This is a genomic window from Nocardioides bigeumensis, from assembly GCF_039531755.1.
Taxonomy (GTDB): Bacteria; Actinomycetota; Actinomycetes; order Propionibacteriales; family Nocardioidaceae; genus Nocardioides; species Nocardioides bigeumensis.
On record NZ_BAAAQQ010000002.1, the window covers coordinates 135210 to 153550 of the forward strand.

The 18341-nt window shown below is 71.4% G+C and carries 17 protein-coding genes; 10 read left to right on the forward strand and 7 right to left on the reverse strand.

From position 1 onward, the window contains the following. Nucleotides 1-37: 37 nt before the first annotated feature. From ABD295_RS01905 to ettA, 6 genes are all read left to right on the forward strand, one after another. On the forward strand, nt 38-1168 hold the full coding sequence (locus ABD295_RS01905) for a PrsW family intramembrane metalloprotease (RefSeq protein WP_344301899.1): 1131 nt from the start codon (nt 38-40) through the stop codon (nt 1166-1168). Then, a complete protein-coding gene (locus ABD295_RS01910) occupies nt 1165-2931 on the forward strand; it encodes a dynamin family protein (RefSeq protein ID WP_344301901.1) in 1767 nt (588 codons plus the stop codon). Before ABD295_RS01905 ends, ABD295_RS01910 begins: the two co-directional genes overlap by 4 nt. Before the next feature lie 124 nt (nt 2932-3055). Beyond that, nucleotides 3056-4711: a GTPase gene (locus tag ABD295_RS01915; RefSeq protein ID WP_344301902.1), complete on the forward strand. Its 1656-nt coding sequence runs from the start codon at nt 3056-3058 to the stop codon at nt 4709-4711. Nucleotides 4712-4867: 156 nt separating this feature from the next. Further along, the gene (locus tag ABD295_RS01920) at nt 4868-5314 is read left to right on the forward strand and encodes a single-stranded DNA-binding protein (RefSeq protein WP_344301903.1); all 447 of its coding nucleotides are present in this window, start codon (nt 4868-4870) and stop codon (nt 5312-5314) included. A 141-nt stretch (nt 5315-5455) separates the two neighbouring features. Beyond that, nucleotides 5456-7120: an ABC-F family ATP-binding cassette domain-containing protein gene (locus ABD295_RS01925; protein WP_344301904.1), complete on the forward strand. Its 1665-nt coding sequence runs from the start codon at nt 5456-5458 to the stop codon at nt 7118-7120. A 44-nt stretch (nt 7121-7164) separates the two neighbouring features. Continuing rightward, nucleotides 7165-8847, forward strand: a complete 1683-nt coding sequence (ettA, locus tag ABD295_RS01930) for an energy-dependent translational throttle protein EttA (protein ID WP_344301905.1) — start codon at nt 7165-7167, stop codon at nt 8845-8847. Nucleotides 8848-8886: 39 nt separating this feature from the next. Here ettA and ABD295_RS01935 read toward each other — a convergent pair whose 3' ends face one another. Then, nucleotides 8887-9432 carry a MarR family winged helix-turn-helix transcriptional regulator gene (locus ABD295_RS01935; protein WP_344301906.1) on the reverse strand — a complete coding sequence of 182 codons (546 nt, stop codon included), beginning with the start codon at nt 9430-9432 and terminating at the stop codon, nt 8887-8889. 100 nt (nt 9433-9532) lie between these two features. After that, on the reverse strand, nt 9533-10750 hold the full coding sequence (locus ABD295_RS01940; RefSeq protein WP_344301907.1) for an acetyl-CoA C-acetyltransferase: 1218 nt from the start codon (nt 10748-10750) through the stop codon (nt 9533-9535). 42 nt (nt 10751-10792) lie between these two features. Between ABD295_RS01940 and ABD295_RS01945 the strand changes: the two genes are divergently transcribed. Continuing rightward, the gene (locus tag ABD295_RS01945) at nt 10793-11671 is read left to right on the forward strand and encodes an acyl-CoA thioesterase (protein ID WP_344301908.1); all 879 of its coding nucleotides are present in this window, start codon (nt 10793-10795) and stop codon (nt 11669-11671) included. Here the strand turns inward: ABD295_RS01945 and ABD295_RS01950 are convergent. After that, nucleotides 11655-12044, reverse strand: coding sequence for a globin (locus ABD295_RS01950; protein WP_344301909.1), 390 nt, complete (start codon nt 12042-12044; stop codon nt 11655-11657). The two genes, ABD295_RS01945 and ABD295_RS01950, sit on opposite strands and share 17 nt — an antisense overlap. A gap of 34 nt (nt 12045-12078) precedes the next feature. Continuing rightward, complete coding sequence (locus tag ABD295_RS01955) at nt 12079-12987, reverse strand: mechanosensitive ion channel family protein (RefSeq protein WP_344301910.1); 909 nt, start codon at nt 12985-12987, stop codon at nt 12079-12081. 18 nt (nt 12988-13005) lie between these two features. On the opposite strand from ABD295_RS01955, the gene ABD295_RS01960 reads away from it, so the two are divergent. Together ABD295_RS01960 and ABD295_RS01965 are read left to right on the forward strand one after the other, a co-directional pair. Further along, on the forward strand, nt 13006-13359 hold the full coding sequence (locus tag ABD295_RS01960) for a hypothetical protein (RefSeq protein ID WP_344301911.1): 354 nt from the start codon (nt 13006-13008) through the stop codon (nt 13357-13359). Beyond that, nucleotides 13346-13729 (forward strand): DUF5130 family protein, encoded by a 384-nt coding sequence (locus tag ABD295_RS01965; RefSeq protein WP_344301913.1) that lies wholly within the window; start codon nt 13346-13348, stop codon nt 13727-13729. The genes ABD295_RS01960 and ABD295_RS01965 overlap by 14 nt, the downstream gene beginning before the upstream one ends. A 2-nt stretch (nt 13730-13731) precedes the next feature. Here the strand turns inward: ABD295_RS01965 and pepN are convergent, their stop codons facing one another. Then, nucleotides 13732-16296, reverse strand: a complete 2565-nt coding sequence (gene pepN / locus ABD295_RS01970; RefSeq protein WP_344301915.1) for an aminopeptidase N — start codon at nt 16294-16296, stop codon at nt 13732-13734. Between the two features lie 100 nt (nt 16297-16396). Between pepN and ABD295_RS01975 the strand changes: the two genes are divergently transcribed. After that, entirely contained in the window at nt 16397-17008 is a 612-nt protein-coding gene (locus tag ABD295_RS01975; protein ID WP_344301916.1) for a mycothiol-dependent nitroreductase Rv2466c family protein, read from the forward strand. 18 nt (nt 17009-17026) lie between these two features. Here the strand turns inward: ABD295_RS01975 and ABD295_RS01980 are convergent, their stop codons facing one another. After that, nucleotides 17027-17599, reverse strand: coding sequence for a hemerythrin domain-containing protein (locus ABD295_RS01980; RefSeq protein ID WP_344301917.1), 573 nt, complete (start codon nt 17597-17599; stop codon nt 17027-17029). Continuing rightward, the gene (locus ABD295_RS01985; RefSeq protein ID WP_344301918.1) at nt 17596-18294 is read right to left on the reverse strand and encodes a GOLPH3/VPS74 family protein; all 699 of its coding nucleotides are present in this window, start codon (nt 18292-18294) and stop codon (nt 17596-17598) included. Before ABD295_RS01985 ends, ABD295_RS01980 begins: the two co-directional genes overlap by 4 nt. Nucleotides 18295-18341 lie beyond the last annotated feature (47 nt).

Consider the following 18341-nt stretch of genomic DNA (forward strand, 5'->3'; position numbering starts at 1 on the left):
CGCGGGCGGCAGGCATGGCCCCGGATAGGCTTCCCGCGTGCCGACCCTTGGGGCCGCCGGACCCCGCAACAGCATCGCCTTCACCCTCGTGGTGACGGTGCTGTCGGTCGTCGGCGCGGTCGGCATGCTGCTCGTCATCGCCCTGTCAGGAGCCCCGGGCTCGCTGGCGCTGGCCACCGTCCTGGCGGCCCTGCCGGTGGGGCCGCTCGTGGCGTGCTACCTCTGGCTGGACCGCTACGAGCCCGAGCCGAAGAGCCTGCTCGCGACCGGCCTGGTCTGGGGCGGCTTCGTCGCCACCGCCGGCACGTTGGTGATCCAGGGCGTCGGGGGACTCTTCGTCCCGATCTCGGAGAGCGCCAGCCTGGCGATCGCCGCGCCGGTCGTCGAGGAGGCGGCCAAGGGGTGCTTCCTGCTGCTCTTGTTGTGGTGGCGCCGCCACGAGCTGGACGGGATCCTCGACGGGCTCGTCTACGCCGGCATGGTCGGCATCGGCTTTGCCTTCGTGGAGAACATCCTCTATCTCGCGGCTGCCTACAACGGCACCGACGCGACCGGGCCTGGCGGGGCTGAGGCGCTCACCGGCACGTTCGTCATCCGGTGCCTGGTCAGCCCGTTCGCCCACCCGCTCTTCACCTCCTTCATCGGCATCGGAGTGGGCCTGGCCGTGAGCCGGAAGTCGCTCGCTGTGCGGATGGGAGCGCCGCTCCTCGGGTACGTCCTCGCTGTGGCGACCCACGCGGCGTGGAACGCCTCGACCCTCGGAGGTCTCGACGGCTTCGTCGGCGTCTACGTCCTGCTCATGACCCCCACGTTCGTGGCGGTCATCGTGTTCGCGGTCTTCGTGCGCCGTCGCGAGCGACGGATGCTGGTCGCCGCGCTGGAAGACGCGTCGCGGCGGGGCCTGCTGCCGGCCAGCGACATCCCGTGGCTGGTCGACCTCGGTGCCCGGCGCACCGCCCGCGCCCACGCCCGGCGAGAGGGCGCGCAAGCGCTCGAGGCGATGCGCGACTACCAGCAGGCTGCCGTCGAGCTCGGCTTCCTCCACCACCGATACCTGCGCGGCACGCCGCCGGTCGACTACGCCGCCCGCGGGGCGGCGTACCTCACCGAGATCCGCGCGGTCCGCCCGTACGTCTCCTTCCCCGGACAGCTGGTGCCTGCACGATGAACGCGCCCAAGGGTGAACGCACGCCCGACCTGCCCACCGACTACGCCGCCATGCTCACCGCACTCGTGAGATTGCGTGGGGCGTTCCAGGAGACCCGGCTGCCGCTCGAGCTGCCCGGGGCGGCCGAGGCCCGCGCCACCGCCACCGAGGTGGTCGATCAGCTCGAGGACTACGTCATCCCGCGGTTGATGACGATCGACGCGCCCCTGTTGACGGTGGTGGGCGGCTCGACCGGGGCCGGCAAGTCGACGCTGGTCAATTCCCTGGTCGGCCGGCGCGTCACCCAGCCGGGGCTGCTGCGGCCGACGACGAGGTCTCCCGTGCTGGTGCACAACCCGGCGGACGCCGAGTGGTTCGGCCAGGACCGGCTGCTGCCCGACCTCGAACGCGTCTCCCACTCGACCAACGACCCGGGGGCTCTCCAGCTGGTGCCCGCTGACACGGTCCCGCCCGGGTTGGCCATCCTCGACGCGCCCGACATCGACTCCGTGGAGGAGCGCAACCGCACGCTGGCGGCCCAGCTGCTCGCCGCCGCCGACATGTGGTTGTTCGTCACCTCGGCGGCGCGCTACGCCGACCAGGTGCCGTGGGACCTCCTGCGCAACGCGGCCGAGCGGTCGGCCGCCGTCGCGGTGGTGCTCGACCGGACGCCCGAGGACGCCGTCGACACGGTCTCGACCCACCTGGCCCGGATGCTGGCGAGCCGTGGTCTCAAGGACTCCCCGCTCTTCGTGGTGCGCGAGGCCGAGGTCGGCGACGACGGCCTGCTCCAGCCGGCCGAGGTGGCCGACATCCGCGGATGGCTCGCCTCGCTGGCCGAGGACGCCGAGGCCCGGGCCGGAGTGGTGAAGCAGACGCTTGAGGGGGCGGTGCGGACCATCGCACGACGCACCCACGAGGTCGCCGACGCCGCTGCCGTGCAGGTCGACTCGGCCGTGCGGCTGCTCGAGGACGCCGACAAGGCGTACGACGACGCGCTGGCGTCGGTCGAGCAGGCGTCCGCCGACGGCACCCTCCTGCGCGGCGAGGTGCTCGCGCGCTGGCAGGAGTACGTCGGCACCGGCGAGCTGCTGCGCTCCCTGGAGACGCGGGTCGGTTGGCTGCGCGACAAGGTCGTCAACCTGGTCAAGGGCAAGCCGCAGCAGGCCGAGCGGGTGACGGTCGCGGTCGAGTCCGGCCTGGAGATGCTGCTCACCGAGCACGCCGAGGCGGCCGCGGAGCGGGCGGAGGCGTCCTGGCAGTCCCACGCGGCCGGGCAGGCGCTGCTGACCGACGCCGGTGAAGACCTCGGGCGGGCCTCGCGTGACTTCCGGCGCAGGGCCGAACGCACCGTGCGTGACTGGCAGGCGGGCGTCCTGGAGATGGTGACCACCGAGGGAGCCGACAAACGGTCGACCGCCCGGTTCCTCGCGTTCGGCGTCAACGGGCTGTCGGTGGCGCTGATGATCGTGGTCTTCGCGCACACGGCCGGCATCACCGGCGCCGAGGCCGGCATCGCGGGAGGGTCGGCCGTGCTCGGGCAGAAGCTCCTCGAGGCGGTCTTCGGTGACCAGGCGGTGCGCACCCTCGCCGAGCGTGCACGCGCCGACCTCCACCAGCGCGTGATCCAGCTCTTCGAGTCGGAGCGGGCGCGCTACACCGACCTCCTCGATGCCCTCGACGTGCGCCCGGGCGCTCCGGACGCGCTGCGCGCCGCCGCCCGCCGGGTCGACGACCTGCGCTTCGCCGCACAGTCCGAGTCCGGCTTCCTGCACCACGCCTGAGGGGCCGGCACCGAGCACACAGGCTCACGCGACGGCAAGCGACCGAGGTAGGTCGGGAGCGTCGGGGCGTACCCCCTACGCTTGGCAGGCGGGGACCACCGACTCGGGGCTGACGAGGGAGAAGATGACGTCGTTGCTGGAGGGAGCCAGGAGACTGGTCACCCGAAGCACTGATCTTGGCGCGCGGCTGGCCGGTCTCGAGGAGGCCGTCGAGGCGAGTCGCGGTCGGCTCCCCGCCGTCTCCGTCCGGCACGCCGCCGGGGTCGTCGAGCGGGCGGGAGCGCGGCTGCGGCTCTCCGCCGACCACACGGTGGTCGCGATCGCAGGAGCGACGGGGTCGGGCAAGTCGTCGACCTTCAACGCTCTGACCGGACTCGAGATCTCCTCGGTCGGCGTGCGCCGCCCCACGACGTCGTGGACCACCGCCTGCGTGTGGGGCCAGCAGGGGGCCGACGAGCTGCTCGACTGGCTGGAGATCCCGCCGCGTCACCGGGTCGTGCGCGACACGCTGCTCGAGTCCGGCCGCGAGGACAAGCAGATGCAGGGCGTGGTGCTCCTCGACCTGCCGGACCACGACTCGACCGAGGTCTCCCACCACCTGGAGGTCGATCGGCTCGTGCAGATCGCCGACATGCTCGTGTGGGTCCTCGATCCGCAGAAGTACGCCGACGCGGCGATCCACGACCGCTACCTCGCCCCGCTCGCGGGGCACCGCGACGTCATGCTCGTGGTCCTCAACCACATCGACACGGTTCCGGAGCAGCGCCGCCAGAGCATGCTCGACGACGTGCAGAAGCTCCTGGTCCAAGACGGTCTGGGCGGTGTCGCGGTGCTCGCGATCAGCGCGCGGCACCAGACCGGCATCCCCGAGCTCCGGACCGAGGTCGTGAAGCGGGTAGCGGTCAAGAAGGTCGCGCGCACCCGCCTCGAGGCTGACGTGCGCGGCGCCGCCCAGGACCTGGCGGAGCTCACCGGCGATGCCAGGCCGGGAGCCCTGCCGAGCGCGCGGGTGCACGCCCTGGACGACGCGATCGCCGACGCGGCCGGGGTGCCGGTCGTCGTGGACGCGGTCGAGAAGTCCACCCGGCTGCGCGCGGGGCGCGCGACCGGCTGGCCGTTGCTGACCTTCGTGTCCAAGCTGCGCCCGGACCCGCTCAAGCGGCTCCACCTCGACCTGGGGCCGGCGGGCCGGGCCCTCACCGGCCGGGCGCGCACGTCGGTGCCCGCGGCCTCGCCGGTCCAGCGCGCGCGCGTCGACAACGAGGTGCGCGCGCTGGCCGACGAGGTCTCGCACGGCCTCGGCGACGCGTGGGCCAAGGCGATCCGCCGCGCGTCCACGACGCGGCTCGACGACCTGTCCGACCGGCTGGACGCCGCTCTTGGCGCGACCGATCTCGGCATGCAGCGGCTGCCGATCTGGGCGGGGCTGGTGCGGGTGGTCCAGTGGGTGCTCATCCTGACCGCGATCGCCGGCGCGCTCTGGCTGACCACTCTGGCCGGCATGTCCTACCTCGCCCTGCCCGACCCTGACGTTCCCTCGATCTACGGTCTGCCGCTCCCGACCCTGATGCTCGCAGGCGGGGTGGTCCTGGGCATCCTGTTCGCGCTCGTGTGCCGGATCCTGGTCGCCTTGACCGCGACCCGACGCGCCCACGTGGCGGACCGCCGGTTGCGCCACGCGATCGGCACGGTCTCCCGCGAGCTGGTCATCGACCCGGTCGAGGCCGAGCTGGCGGCGTACACCCGGGCCCGGGAGGGGTTGGCCAAGGCTCTCAGCTGATCGGCTGAGTGCGGAGCGCCGGGCGGCCCACCTCAGGTCCACAGGGGACGGCCAAGCAGGTTCCTCCACAGGCCGCCAGCGCAGGAGAGGGACCTGTCGGCGCCCACGCCGAGAGTCGGTCGCGATCACCGATCCCGACCGAAGGAGCTGGCAGCGATGCACGAGACCCTCATCACCTTGCAGGGCTACGTGGGCGGCGACGTCCGCATCCGATCCGCCGGCGACACCGAGGTGGCGACCTTCCGGGTCGCCTGCACCCCGCGTCGCTGGTCCCGTCGAGACCAGTCGTGGGTGGACGCGCCGACGCAGTGGTACGCCGTGAACTGCTGGCGGGCGCTGGCCCACCACGTGGACCGGTCCGTGCGCCGGGGCGACCCGGTCGTGGTGCACGGGCGCCTGAGCCCCAACGCGTGGACCAACAGCGAGGGCGTCGAGGTGGTCACCTACGAGGTCGAGGCGCAGTTCGTGGGTCATGACCTCAACCGCGGCACGACCTCGTTCACCAAGCGGGTCCGGCAGGCGCCGGCCCAAGGGGATGCCGGTGCGCCTGCGGCGCCCCAGCCGGGCACACCGGTCGACCTCTCCGACACCGCCGCGGCCTGAGCATGGGGTCCGAAATCGGTCGAGGCCGGCTGCCCGCGTCAGCTAGGCTCGAGCCGTGGAGTGAGTCCGAAGTGCCCCAGCGCCCCTGCCGTCACGACTTCCTGTCCGGACGGCGTCCGCTGACGACCTCAGGACTCCACCATGGCTCACGCCACTGCCGCGACGCTCACCGTCGCCGGCCTCGACGTCTCGCTCGGGGCGCGCACGCTCGTCTCCGGGCTCGACCTGACGCTGGCGCCGGGTGACGTCACCGCGCTCGTCGGTCCCAACGGCTCCGGCAAGTCCACGCTCATGCGACTGCTCGTCGGCGACCTGCCGATCGAGCAGGGGTCGGTGCGGCTCGCCCCACCCGGCGCGACCCTGGCCTGGCTGCCGCAGACGCTCCCGGCACGCGCGGAGTCGCTCCTCGACTACGTCCGCCGCCGCACGGGAGTCGAGGCGGCCGATCGGCGGCTCGAGTCGGCGGCTGACCGGCTCGCCTCGGCAGAGCAGGGGGCGGAGGACGACTACGCTGAGGCACTGGAGCGCTGGCTCGCCCTGGGCGGCGCCAACCTGGTCGACAGGCTGCCGGAAGTGACGGCTCGGGTCGGGCTGACCGTCCCGGCGGACCGCCCGCTCGGCAGTCTCTCCGGCGGTGAGGCGGCCCGGGTCTCGCTCGTGGCGGTGCTGCTGAGCCACTACGACGTGCTGCTCCTCGACGAGCCGACCAACGACCTGGACCGGCGCGGGCAGCGGCTCGTGGTCGACTTCGTGCGCGGACACGAGGGACCCGTCCTCGTGGCCAGCCACGACCGTGCGTTCCTCGACGAGGTGGCGACCGGCGTGGTCGAGCTCGACCTGCACCAGGGGCGGGTCGGCCACTACGCAGGAGGGTGGAGCGACTACGCGCAGGCACGTGACCTCACGAGGGCTCAGGAGTGGGAGGCGTACGCCGGCTACGCCTCGGCGCGCGACGCGCTGGTCGCCCAGTCGCGGCAACGGCAGGGATGGGCCGCGCGCGGGCACCGGGCGGTCCGGTCGGGTGCCGAGGCGGACAAGCACCTGCGCGAGCGCGACCGCGCCCGCGCGGACCGCCAGCTCGGCAAGGCGGCGCGGGTCGCCCGCGCGGTCGACCGGCTGGAGGTGGTGGAACAGCCCCGCAAGGAGTGGCAGCTGAGCTATGCGATCTCCGAAGGGCCACCCTCCACCGACGTCGTCGCGTCCCTGGACGCCGCGGTGGCGGCGCGCGGGTCGTTCCGGATCGGTCCGGTCTCGCTGGTGCTCGGCCGAGGCGACCGGGTGGCGCTCACCGGCGACAACGGCAGCGGCAAGACGACCCTGGTCGGCGCCCTGTTGGGGTCGCTCCCGCTCGAGTCCGGCCGGGCGTCGGTGGGGTCGCGGGTCTCCCTCGGCGTCCTCGACCAGCAGCGGGCGCTGCTCGACAGCGACGACCCGGTGCTGGAGATCGTTCGTGGCGCCCTGGGCGCGCACCTCACCGAGGGCGACGACGGGGAGGTCCGCACCCTCCTCGCCAAGTTCGGGCTCGGGGCGGACCACGTGCACCGGCCCGGACGCAGCCTGAGCCTGGGGGAGCGGACTCGGGCGCTCCTGGCGGTGTTCCAGGGCCGGGCGGTCAACACCCTCGTGCTCGACGAGCCGACCAACCACCTCGACGTGGCGGCGATCCAGCAGCTCGAGCAGGCCGTGGCCGGGTTCGGCGGCACGCTCGTCGTGGTCAGCCATGATCGGCGCTTCCTCCAGTCCGTCGGCGTGACGAGCGAGTGGCACGTGGAGGCCGGTGCGGTCAGCGTCGCCGAGCTGTCGTGAGCCGGGGATTCGGACACGCCACGCGGCGTCGATAGGTTCTGACCATGGCTGAGTACGTCTTCACACTGCGCAACGTGCGCAAGGCCCACGGTGACAAGGTCGTCCTCGACAACGTCACCCTCTCGTTCCTCCACGGGGCCAAGATCGGGGTCGTCGGCCCCAACGGCACCGGCAAGTCGTCGCTGCTGAAGATCATGGCCGGGCTCGACGTGCCCAACAACGGCGACGCGCTCCTCGACCCGGGCGCGACCGTCGGCATGCTCCAGCAGGAGCCGCCCCTCAGCGAGGGCCGGACCGTCCTGGAGAACGTCGAGGAGGCCGTGCACGAGATCAAGGGCAAGCTCGACCGCTTCAACGCGATCTCCGAGGAGCTGGCCGACCCCGAGGCCGACTACGACAAGCTCCTCGCCGAGATGGGCGACCTGCAGACCGACCTCGACCACGCCAACGCCTGGGATCTCGACAGCCGCCTCGACCAGGCCATGGACGCGCTGCGCTGCCCGCCGCCCGACGTCCTCGTCGACAACCTGTCGGGAGGCGAGCGCCGCCGGGTCGCCCTGTGCAAGCTGCTCCTCCAGCAGCCGTCGCTGCTGCTGCTCGACGAGCCCACCAACCACCTCGACGCCGAGTCGGTCCAGTGGCTCGAGGGCCACCTGGCGTCCTACCCCGGCGCCGTCCTGGCCGTCACCCACGACCGCTACTTCCTCGACAACGTCGCCCAGTGGATCCTCGAGCTCGACCGCGGCAAGGCGCACCCCTACGAGGGCAACTACACGACGTACCTCGAGACCAAGCAGAGCCGGCTCAAGATCGAGGGGCAGAAGGACGCCAAGCGCGCGAAGATGCTCGAGCGCGAGCTCGAGTGGGTGCGCTCCAACGCCAAGGCCCGCCAGACCAAGAGCAAGTCCCGGTTGGCGCGCTACGAGGAGATGGCGGCCGAGGCCGACCGGATGCGCAAGATCGACACCTCCGAGATCAACATCCCGGCGGGTCCTCGCCTGGGCGACATCGTGCTGGAGGCCCACGACCTCGAGAAGGGCTTCGAGGGCCGCACGCTCATGCACGACCTGTCCTTCACGCTGCCGCGCGCCGGCATCGTCGGCGTGATCGGCCCCAACGGCGTCGGCAAGACCACGCTCTTCCGGATGATCACCGGCCAGGAGGAGCCCGACGGCGGTGAGCTCAAGGTCGGCACCACCGTGAAGATCTCCTACGTCGACCAGAGCCGCGGCGGCATCGACCCCAACAAGAACGTCTGGGAGGTCGTCTCCGACGGGCTGGACTTCATCAAGGTCGCGAACTTCGAGATGAACTCACGCGCGTACGTCGCGTCCTTCGGCTTCAAGGGACCCGACCAGCAGAAGAAGGCCGGCGTCCTCTCCGGCGGTGAGCGCAACCGCCTCAACCTGGCGCTCACCCTGAAGATGGGCGGCAACATGCTGCTCCTCGACGAGCCGACCAACGACCTCGACGTCGAGACGCTCCAGTCGCTCGAGGACGCGCTGCTCGACTTCCCGGGCTGCGCCGTGGTCACGTCGCACGACCGGTGGTTCCTCGACCGGATCGCCACGCACATCCTGGCCTGGGAGGGCGACGACGAGGACCCGGCCAAGTGGTTCTGGTTCGAGGGCAACTTCGCGGCCTACGAGGAGAACAAGATCGAGCGCCTCGGGCTCGAGGCCGCACGGCCGCACCGGGTCACGCACCGGAGACTCACCCGCGACTGACGGTGGCGGTTCTGAAGCTCGCGTCCCGGCAGGCGCGCGTCACCTGATCTCGGCAGCCGGGTGCCGGCTCACGAGGTGGTCGGCGACCGAGTTCATCGCCCGTCCGAGGGCGGCGAAGTCGTCGTCGGAGACCAGGTCGACGAGGTTGGCGCGGACGCCACTGACGTGCACGTGGGCGGCGCGCTCGAGGAGGGTGTGGCCGGCGTCGGTCATCGAGGCGAGGATGCCGCGGCCGTCCTCGGGGGACATGATGCGCTCGAGGTAGCCGGCGTCCTCCATGCGCTGCACCGTGTGGGTGACGCGGCTGCGGCTGTGGCACATCGCGTCGGCGAGCTGGGCCATCCGCATCCGGCGGCCGGGTTGCTCGGAGAGGCGGACGAGGATCTCGTACTCCGTCAGCGAGACGCGGAAGGACGCCCGCAGGTCGGCGTCCAGGCGGTCCATCAGCAGCGTCGTCCCCATCACCAGGGCGCGCCAGGAGCGCTGCTGGTCCTCGTCCAGCCAACGCGTGACAGGGCCGATCCGAGGGATCGACTCCGCGTCCGTGGGGGCGTCGGTGGGGGGTTCGCCCGAGGTCTGGGTCATGGTGCGAAGTCTAGGAACCGCCCGCGCCCGTCCCGGCAGCGCCACACCGACAGCTCAGCGCCTGGCGTCAGGCGCACCCTGTCAAGGTGACGTCACTGCGTCAGGCGAGCCGCTCGAGGATGAGCGCCATGCCCTGCCCACCGCCGACGCACATGGTGATCAAACCGGTGCTCTTGTCGTGCCAGTCGAGCGAGTTCAGCATCGTGGCCTGCAGACGGGCCCCGGTCATCCCGAAGGGGTGGCCGACCGCGATCGCGCCGCCGTTGACGTTCAGGCGGTCGAGGTCGATGCCGAGGTCCTGGTACGACGGCACCACCTGCGCCGCGAACGCCTCGTTGATCTCGACGAGGTCGATGTCGTCGATGGTCATGCCGGCGTGCGCCAGCGCCCGGCGGCTGGCCTCGACCGGGCCCAGGCCCATGATCTCGGGGGAGAGACCCGACACGCCCGTGGCGACGATCCGGGCGAGCGGGGTGAGCCCCAGCTCGGCCGCCTTCGTGTCCGACATGACGACCACGGCGGCGGCGCCGTCGTTGAGCGGGCAGCAGTTGCCGGCGGTGACCACGCCGTCGGGTCGGAAGACGGGCTTGAGCTGTGACACGGCGTCGTACGTCACGCCCGCACGCGGGCCGTCGTCGGTCGACACCACGGTGCCGTCGGGCAGCGTGACCGGCGTGATCTCCCGGGTCCAGAAGCCGTCCGCGATGGCCTTCTCCGCGAGGTTCTGCGACCGGACGCCGAACTCGTCGAGCTCCTCGCGCCGCAGCCCGCGCAGCGTGGCGACGTTCTCAGCCGTCTGGCCCATCGCGATGTAGACGTCGGGGAGGGCGCCGTCCTCGCGGGGGTCGTGCCACGTGCCGGCGCCCCCGGCTGACGCCGACTCCGATCGCGCGATCGCCTCGGCGAAGACGTCGTTGCGGTTGGCCCCCGCCTCGGAGGTGCCGCGGTCGTAGCGGGAGACCGTCTCGACCCCTGCGGACACGATGACGTCGGCCTCACCGGCCTTGATCGCGTGGAAGGCCATCCGGGTGGTCTGGGTCGACGACGCGCAGTAGCGGGTGAGGGTGGCGCCTGGCACGTCGTCGAGGCCGAGCAGCACGGTGACCACGCGGGCCATGTTGAACCCGCTCTCCCCGCCCGGCCGCCCGCAGCCGAGGAGCAGGTCGTCGATCGTGTGCGGGTCGAGCGCGGGGACCTTGTCGAGCACCGCACGCACCACTTGCGCCGTCAGGTCGTCGGGGCGAAGGTCGACCAGCGAGCCTCTGCCGGCGCGGCCGATGGGGGAGCGGGCGGTTGCGACGATCACGGCCTCAGGCATGCCGCCCACACTAACGACGGGTCGCGCTGCCAGCATGGTGGTGTGCGCCACGTCTACGACTGCCCCATGCGCTGGGCCGACCTCGACCTGCTGGGCCACGTCAACAACGTCGTCTACGTCGACTACCTCCAGGAGGCGCGCGTCGACATGCTTCGCGTGCACGCGCGGGACCGGCGCGCCGACGACCTCGCCGACGGCGTGGTGGTGGTGCGGCACGAGGTGGAGTACGTCCGCCCGCTGGAGTTCAGGTTCGCGCCCGTCCGGATCGAGACATGGGTGACCCAGATCCGCGCCGCGAGCTTCACGGTGGCCTACGAGGTGGTGGACGAGACCCCCGAGGGGCGAGTCGTGCACCTCCGGGCGACCACGGTGCTGACGCCGTACGTCTTCGGCACGGCGCGCCCCAGACGCCTCACGCCTGAGGAGCGAGCGACGCTCGAGCCCTTCCTCGGCGAGGCCCCGACGCTGCGCGGAGCCCCTGACGGCAGTCGGCCGGAGCCACCGCCGCCCTCGGCCGAGCACTTCCCCGTCCGCGTCCGCTGGTCCGACGTGGACGCCTACGGTCACGTGAACAACGTGAAGTACTTCGAGTACCTCCAGGAGGCCCGGATCCCGCTGCTGGCCACGTTCGGCCGGGAGCTGCCCGGCGCGGGCGTGAGCGAGCGGTCCGTGGTGGCGCGGACCGACGTGCAGTACCGCCAGCCGATCCTCTTCAACACCGACCCCTACGACTGCCTCTCGTGGGTGTCGCGGGTCGGCGACCGGTCCCTGGAGCTGTCGAGCGAGATCCGCGACGGCGACGCGGTCCTGGCGCAGGCCCGGGTCGTGCTCGTGTGGTTCGACCCGGCGGCTGGCCGGTCGGCCGCACTCCCGGAGCCTGTGCGCCAGGCGGCCCTGACGCGACTCAGTCGAGCGTGTTGACCATCGACTGAGCGGCGTACGTCACGTAGGTCCAGAACTTCGCGTCCTGCTCGGGCGTGAGCGCGACGCCGTCCAGGCCCTTGCGGAAGGCGGCGAGCCAGTGGTCGCGTGCGTCGGGGGTGACGCGGAAGGGCGCGTGTCGCATCCTCAGGCGCGGATGGCCGCGGGTGTCGGAGTACGTCGTGGGACCACCCCAGTACTGCACGAGGAACAGCGTGAAGCGCTCGGCCGCCGGGCCCAGGTCCTCCTCGGGGTAGAGCGGCCGCAGCACCTCGTCGTGGGCCACCTCTTCGTAGAAGCCCTCGACGATCCTGCGGATCGTCTCGAACCCGCCGATCTCGTCGTAGAAGGTGGTCTGTGCTGCCTCGGTCACCTGTCCATTGTGCCGAGGGGTCGGTCAGCGGCTCTCACGGGGCGGGCGCGGGGGCCAGGGCGATGCCCTCGTGCTCGAAGCGGGCCTTGACCCGTTCGCGCATCTCCCGCGCGACCCGCCACTGCGAGAGCGGTGCCGTCTTGAGCGTCAGCCGGACCGTCATCGCCTCCGACGTCAGCTCCTGGACGCCCCACACCTCCGGTTCCTCGAGCACGACCCCGGTGAAGTCCTCGTCGAGCCAGAGGTCGTGGGCGACCTCCTGCAGCACCGCACGCACCTTGACCAGGTCGGTGCTGGGCACCACCGGGATGTCGAGGACCGTGCGCGCCCAGTTCTGGCTCTGGTTGCCCACGCGCAGGATCTCGCCGTTGCGGATGTACCAGACCGTGCCGTTGACGTCACGCAGCCGGGTGACCCGCAGCGTCACCGCCTCGACCGTGCCGGACACCGTCGCCAGGTCGATGGAGTCGCCGACGCCGAACTGGTCCTCGAAGATCATGAAGATCCCGGCGAGGAAGTCCTTCACCAGGCTCTGCGCGCCGAAGCCGAGCGCGACGCCGAGGATGCCGGCGCTGGCCAGGATCGGCGCGATGTTGACGCCGACCTCGGCCAGGATCGTGACGAAGAGGATCGCGAAGATGACGCCGCTCGCGATGCTCTTCAGGAGACTGCCGAGGGTCTGGGCCCGTTGCACCCGCCGGGTCGTGCCCGGGTCGTCCAGCGACAGCGCGTCGCCGAGCGACACGCCGCGGACCGAGATCTTGCTCAGCCGCTGCGGGAGGATGCCGTCCTCGGCGCTGCGCACGAAGCGGTCGATCGCCCGGTGCGTGAACCACCGCACCACCAGTGCGATGACGAACATCGCCAAGACCCGCAGCGGCTTCCCGACCAGCCAGTGCGTCGCGTCGGTGAAGAACTCGCCGGCGGTGACCTGAGTCAACATTGGACTAGTCTGTCGCGCGTGACGACCTCACGCAGACCCGCCCTTCGTACGACGGCGCGCGTCGCCGCCGTCGCCCTCTCGGCCGGCCTGGTGCTGGCCGGACCGCCAGCGCTCGCCGACGTCCCCGACGGTTGGCCGACGCCGCCGTCGATCCCGCTGCTGGACGGGTTGTTCATCTACGTCTTCGCCCCGCTCGGCCTCGTCGTCCTGATCGCGCTGCTCGTCCTCGCCCCGTCCCTGGCGCGCGGCGAGCGGCTGGGCCCGGAGAAGCCGGGCGGCGACCAGTGGTTCGGCGGCCGCCGCGGGGGGCCGGACGCACTCGAGTCCGGCACGCCCGCCAAGGAGTCGGGTGGGGCCAGTGGCAGCTGGTGAGCTGAGCGCGGCGCAGCGCTTCGAGATCGACCGGGCGATCCGCGCCGCGGAGCAGGCCAGCAGGTGCGAGTTCTCCGTCTTCGTGGGGGCCGCCGGCATCGACCCGCGGCGGCACGCGACGCGCCTGCACTCCTCGCTGGTGGTGCCCGACCGCAGCGTGCTGGTGCTGGTCGACCCCCGCGCCAAGGTGATCGAGGTCGTGACCGGCTCGACGGTGCGGCGTACGCTCACCGACTCGGCCGTCGGTCTTGCCGTCCTCGAGATGCAGTCGGCCTTCGCCGCGGGCGACCTCGTGGGCGGCATCAGGCGTGGGGTCTCGATGCTCGCCGAGCACGCCCGCGCGCCCGAGACGCTGCACGCGGGCGAGTAGCCCTACCGCGCCTCGGCGTCCTTGGCCTGCGCCGCGAGCGCGCGGGCCATGTCGGAGCGCCCTTCGCGCACGTAGCGCTTCGCGGCCGGGTTGGCCTCGGAGGTCTCGAGCCACTCGTCGAGCCGCGCGATCGTCTCGGCGGAGATGAGGGGACGCAGGAACATCAGCTCGAGGGCGGTGGACGCACGCTGCACGCCCTTCTCCTCCCAGACCGTCTCGGCCATCTCGAGGTACTTCTCGAGGTAGGGCTGGAGCAGGTCCTCCTGGCCGCTCACCGGGAACGCGTAGGCGATCTGGCGCATCGTCTCGTTGGCGACGTCGTCACGCTCGACGGCGTCGCGCCAGGCCTCGGCCTTCGCCTCGGCGGTCGGGCGCACGGTGCGCGCGAGCGCGGCGTGCTCCTGGCCGGAGATGGTGTTGTCGCGCGACAGCTCCTCGTTGATGCGGTCCTCCTCGGCCCGGCCTCCGCGGGCCAGCGAGGACAGCAGCGTCCACCGGAGGTCGGTGTCGACGACCAGGCCGTCGAGCGTCTGCGAACCGTCGAGCAGGGCGGCCACGAAGTCGAGGGCCTCGTCGGAACGAGCCGCTGACGCGAACACCCGCACGAACGCGAGCTGGTGGTCCGAGCCGGGCGCCGCGTCGAGCAGCAGCTCGCGCACCCCCTGCTCCCACGAGGCGCGCAACGCGTCGCGACCAGCGGGGTCCGAGTAGTAGTTGACGACCAGCTGCGCGTACATCGGGAACCGCTCGACAGCGGTGATGTCGGACTCGGCGCCGATGCCGTTGAGCACGAGCCGCACGAAGTCGGTCGGGGTCATCTCGGCGTCACGGGTCATGTCCCAGGCGGCGCCCCACAACAGCGCCCGGGCGAGGGAGTCGTCGAACTTGTCCATGTTGGCGACCGCGGTGGCCAGACTCCGCTCGTCGAGGCGGATCTTGGCGTAGGTGAGGTCGCCGTCGTTGAGCAGCAGCAGGTCGGGCTGGGTCTGGCCGACGAGGTCCGGCACCTCGGTGAGCTCGCCGACGACGTCGATCTCGAGCGACGTACGTCGCACGAAGTGCTCGTGACCGGGTGCTCCTTGGACGTCGTACAGACCGACCCCGATGCGGTGCCGGCGGATCGTCGGGAACTCCGGCGCAGCGGTCTGCACGACCGAGAACGAGGTGTAGGCGCCGTCGTCGCCCACCTCGAACCGCGGAGCCAGGGTGTTCACGCCCGAGGTCTGCAGCCACTCCTTGGCCCATGAGTCGAGCTCACGTCCGGACGTCTTCTCGAGCGACTCGAGCAGGTCGCTGAACTCGGAGTTCGAGAACGCGTGCGCCTTGAAGTAGTCGCGCAGGCCGACGAGGAACTCGTCGATGCCGACCCACGCAACCAGCTGCTTGAGCGTGGAGGCGCCCTTGGCGTACGTGATGCCGTCGAAGTTGACCTCGACGGCGTGGAGGTCGTGGTTGTCGGCGGCGATCGGGTGCGTCGAGGGGAGCTGGTCCTGGCGGTAGGCCCAGTTCTTGCGGGCGTTGGTGAAGCCGGTCCACGCCTCGGTGTACTCCGTGGCCTCGACCATGGCGTGGTGGGAGGCCCACTCGGCGAAGGACTCGTTGAGCCACAGGTCGTCCCACCACTTCATGGTGACCAGGTCGCCGAACCACATGTGCGCCATCTCGTGGAGCACGGTGTTGGCGCGCTGCTCGTAGAAGGAGTGCGTCTGCCGGGACCGGGGGAGGTACTCGTCGCGGAAGGTCACCGCGCCGGCGTTCTCCATCGCGCCCATGTTGTACTCCGGCACGTAGAGCTGGTCGTACTTGCCGAAGGGGTAGGGGAAGTCGAAGGCCTGCTCGAAGAACGCGAAGCCCTGCTTGGTCACCTTGTTGAGCTCGTCGTGGTCGAGGTGCTCGGCGAGTGACTGGCGGCAGAAGTGCCCGAGCTCGATGGTGCCGTGCTTGCCTTCGTAGACGTCGTCGACGCGGTGGTACTCGCCCGCGACGAGTGCGGTGATGTAGGTGGACATCCGCTCGGTGGTCGGGAACCGCCACAGCCCCTTGCCGTCACCGAGGTCCTCGGGGTCGGGCGTGGGCGCGTTGGACACGACGACCCAGTGACCCGGGGCGGTGACGTTGAAGGTGAAGACGGACTTGAGGTCGGGCTGCTCGAAGGTGGTGTAGACGCGCCGGGCGTCGGGCACCTCGAACTGGGAGTAGAGGTAGACGCGTTGGTCGGCCGGGTCGACGAACCGGTGCAGGCCCTCGCCGGTGTGGCTGTAGGGCATCTCGGCGTGCACCCGCAGCTCGTTGTCGGTCTGGAGGTCGTCGAGCCTGATCCGGTGGTCGCGATAGACGTCGTGCACCTCCAGCTGACTGCCGTTGAGCGTGATCTCGTGCACGGTGGAGGCGCCGTGCAGGTCGGCGAAGCTCGAGCTCCCGGGCTGAGTGCACCCGAACCGGATCACGGTGGTGCTCTCGAAGACCTTGTCGCCGACGGTGAGGTCGAGGTCGATGGCGTAGGAGTCGACGTCCAGGAGTGCGCCGCGGGTAGCGGCCTCGTCCCGGGTCAGGTTGGTTCCAGGCATGGAGGCGATCATGTCATCCGCTCCTCGGCGCCGGACAACGACTTCGGTGCTGGCCGAAGCAACGGGAATAGGACCATGGTCCGTTTTTGCTGGGACTGACATGAGCGATGCCGACTTCTGGTTCGATCCCGCCTGCCCGTTCGCCTGGATCACGTCCCGCTGGATCAAGGAGGTGCAGGAGGTGCGCGACATCAAGGTCACCTGGCACGTGATGTCGCTGGCGTACCTCAACCAACACCGAGTCGAGTCCGGGGACATCTCGGAGGAGTACCGCGGCTTCCTCGAGCCGACCCGCGGTCCCGTCCGGGTCCTGGTCGCCGCCGAGGACCGGTACGGCGCCGAGGTGCTCGACCGGCTCTACACCGCCTTCGGCGAGCTGATCCACCACGAGAAGCACCCCAAGGACCGGGATCTCGTCGTCCAGGCGCTGGCCCGGGCCGAGCTCGACCCGGCGCTGGTGGACGCGATGGACGACGAGGCGTGGGACGCGTACGTCATCGCCTCGCACCACGAGGGCATGGACCAGGTCGGCGACGACGTCGGCACGCCCACGATCGCCTTCGAGGGCGCGGCCTTCTTCGGCCCGGTGCTCAACAAGATCCCGCGCGGCGAGGAGGCCGGCGTGATCTGGGACGCCACCGTCACGCTGTCCAAGGTGCCGTCCTTCTTCGAGCTCAAGCGCAGCCGCACCGGCGACCTGTCCTTCGACTGAGGCCCGGTACGCCGACTGCTACATGATGCCGAGCAGGCCGAGCGGTTCAGCGAGCTCGGTCTCCTCGTAGGTGAAGTGCGAGCGCAGGACACGCGCGAACGTGCCGACGGCCTCCTCGAGGTCGGGCAGCACGTCGGGGTCCGCGTCGACGCGGGACGCGAGCGCGTCGACGTGCTCGAGGTGCTCGTGGATGACGACGTGCTCCTCGGCGAGACGGTCGACGACCGGCTTGACCCTCGCGTGCGCGCCGAGGGCGGGGAACATCGCCGAGTCCTCGAGCGAGTGGTGCATGGTCACGAAGCGGCACAGCTGCGCGCAGTGCTGCGACAGCGTCGTCCCGCCCGCCGCGCCCAGCGCGGCCGCGAGCTGGCTGACCGACTCGCGGACGTCGGAGGCCGACCCCTCGCCGCGGCGTACCTCGCCCACCCGCGCCTCGAGGCCGGTGAGCTCGGCCCGGAAGACGTCGTGGATCTGGCGCAGGTGCGTCCCGGCCGCCTGCTGGGCCGGGGTCAGGCTCAACCCGAGTCGCACGGTGGGACGCGTCGCCTCGTCGAGGGCAGCCGTCGGCTTCCCCGCCGGTGTCGCGCTCACGAGCCCCCCGTCCCGATGGCCGCAGCGGTGGCCGCGGCCGTGACCGCCGCCATCGTGGCGGCGGTGACCGCGTCGATGGCGTCCTTGACCGCCTTGGCCGCCCAGTTGCCCTCGGCGACCGCCCTGGCGCGTGCCTTGACGTCGCGATCGGTCACACCGAGGTGTGGCACGGTCTTGTGGGCGCGGCCGGCGGCGACGAGGAGAGCCACGATGGTGCCGAGCCGCGGGTCCGGCTCGGTGCCCTCGACCAGCACGGCGGTGAGGTCGCGGCGCAGCGCCTCCTCGTGCCTGCGGTCGGCCGCCGGCCAGGTGGTGCGGGGGAAGATGCCGAGGATCTTCGACTCCTTGCGCTCGAGGATGCCGGCGTCGACCAGGCGGGTGGTGAGCTTGTCGCGCGCGCCCTTGCCGAGCCGGCCCACCAGGTCCTGCGCGGACCTGTCCTTCTCGTGGACCAGCTGGAAGGCCTCCGCCAGCAACGGGTCGCGAGGGGGGAGGTCGGGCGCGTCGGCCATGCTGATCCGGACCTTGGCAGGCACCCAGAGGCCCTTCTTCTCGCCGATCCTGACGGCGTCCATCAGAGCCAGCTCCGCCAGGAGCGCCCCTCCCAGCAACGGGGTGAGCTCGACGCTGCCCTGCACGGTGCCGGTGTCGTCGTCGAGCATGAGGAGGAGCAGGTCCTCCGCGATCAGCGTCATGCGGACTCGTCGGTCGGGGCCATGCCGGCAACGCTAATGGGCGGACC

Excerpts from the sequence above, each read along its gene's own strand:
- ettA (WP_344301905.1), top strand. The coding sequence starts at position 7,165 with ATGGCTGAGTACGTCTTCACACTGCGCAACGTGCGCAAGGCCCACGGT.
- ABD295_RS01940 (WP_344301907.1), bottom strand. The coding sequence starts at position 10,750 with ATGCCTGAGGCCGTGATCGTCGCAACCGCCCGCTCCCCCATCGGCCGC.
- ABD295_RS01975 (WP_344301916.1), top strand. The coding sequence starts at position 16,397 with ATGAGCGATGCCGACTTCTGGTTCGATCCCGCCTGCCCGTTCGCCTGG.
- ABD295_RS01910 (WP_344301901.1), top strand. The coding sequence starts at position 1,165 with ATGAACGCGCCCAAGGGTGAACGCACGCCCGACCTGCCCACCGACTAC.
- ABD295_RS01920 (WP_344301903.1), top strand. The coding sequence starts at position 4,868 with ATGCACGAGACCCTCATCACCTTGCAGGGCTACGTGGGCGGCGACGTC.
- ABD295_RS01925 (WP_344301904.1), top strand. The coding sequence starts at position 5,456 with ATGGCTCACGCCACTGCCGCGACGCTCACCGTCGCCGGCCTCGACGTC.
- ABD295_RS01915 (WP_344301902.1), top strand. The coding sequence starts at position 3,056 with ATGACGTCGTTGCTGGAGGGAGCCAGGAGACTGGTCACCCGAAGCACT.
- ABD295_RS01985 (WP_344301918.1), bottom strand. The coding sequence starts at position 18,294 with ATGACGCTGATCGCGGAGGACCTGCTCCTCCTCATGCTCGACGACGAC.
- ABD295_RS01935 (WP_344301906.1), bottom strand. The coding sequence starts at position 9,432 with ATGACCCAGACCTCGGGCGAACCCCCCACCGACGCCCCCACGGACGCG.
- pepN (WP_344301915.1), bottom strand. The coding sequence starts at position 16,296 with ATGCCTGGAACCAACCTGACCCGGGACGAGGCCGCTACCCGCGGCGCA.
- ABD295_RS01955 (WP_344301910.1), bottom strand. The coding sequence starts at position 12,987 with ATGTTGACTCAGGTCACCGCCGGCGAGTTCTTCACCGACGCGACGCAC.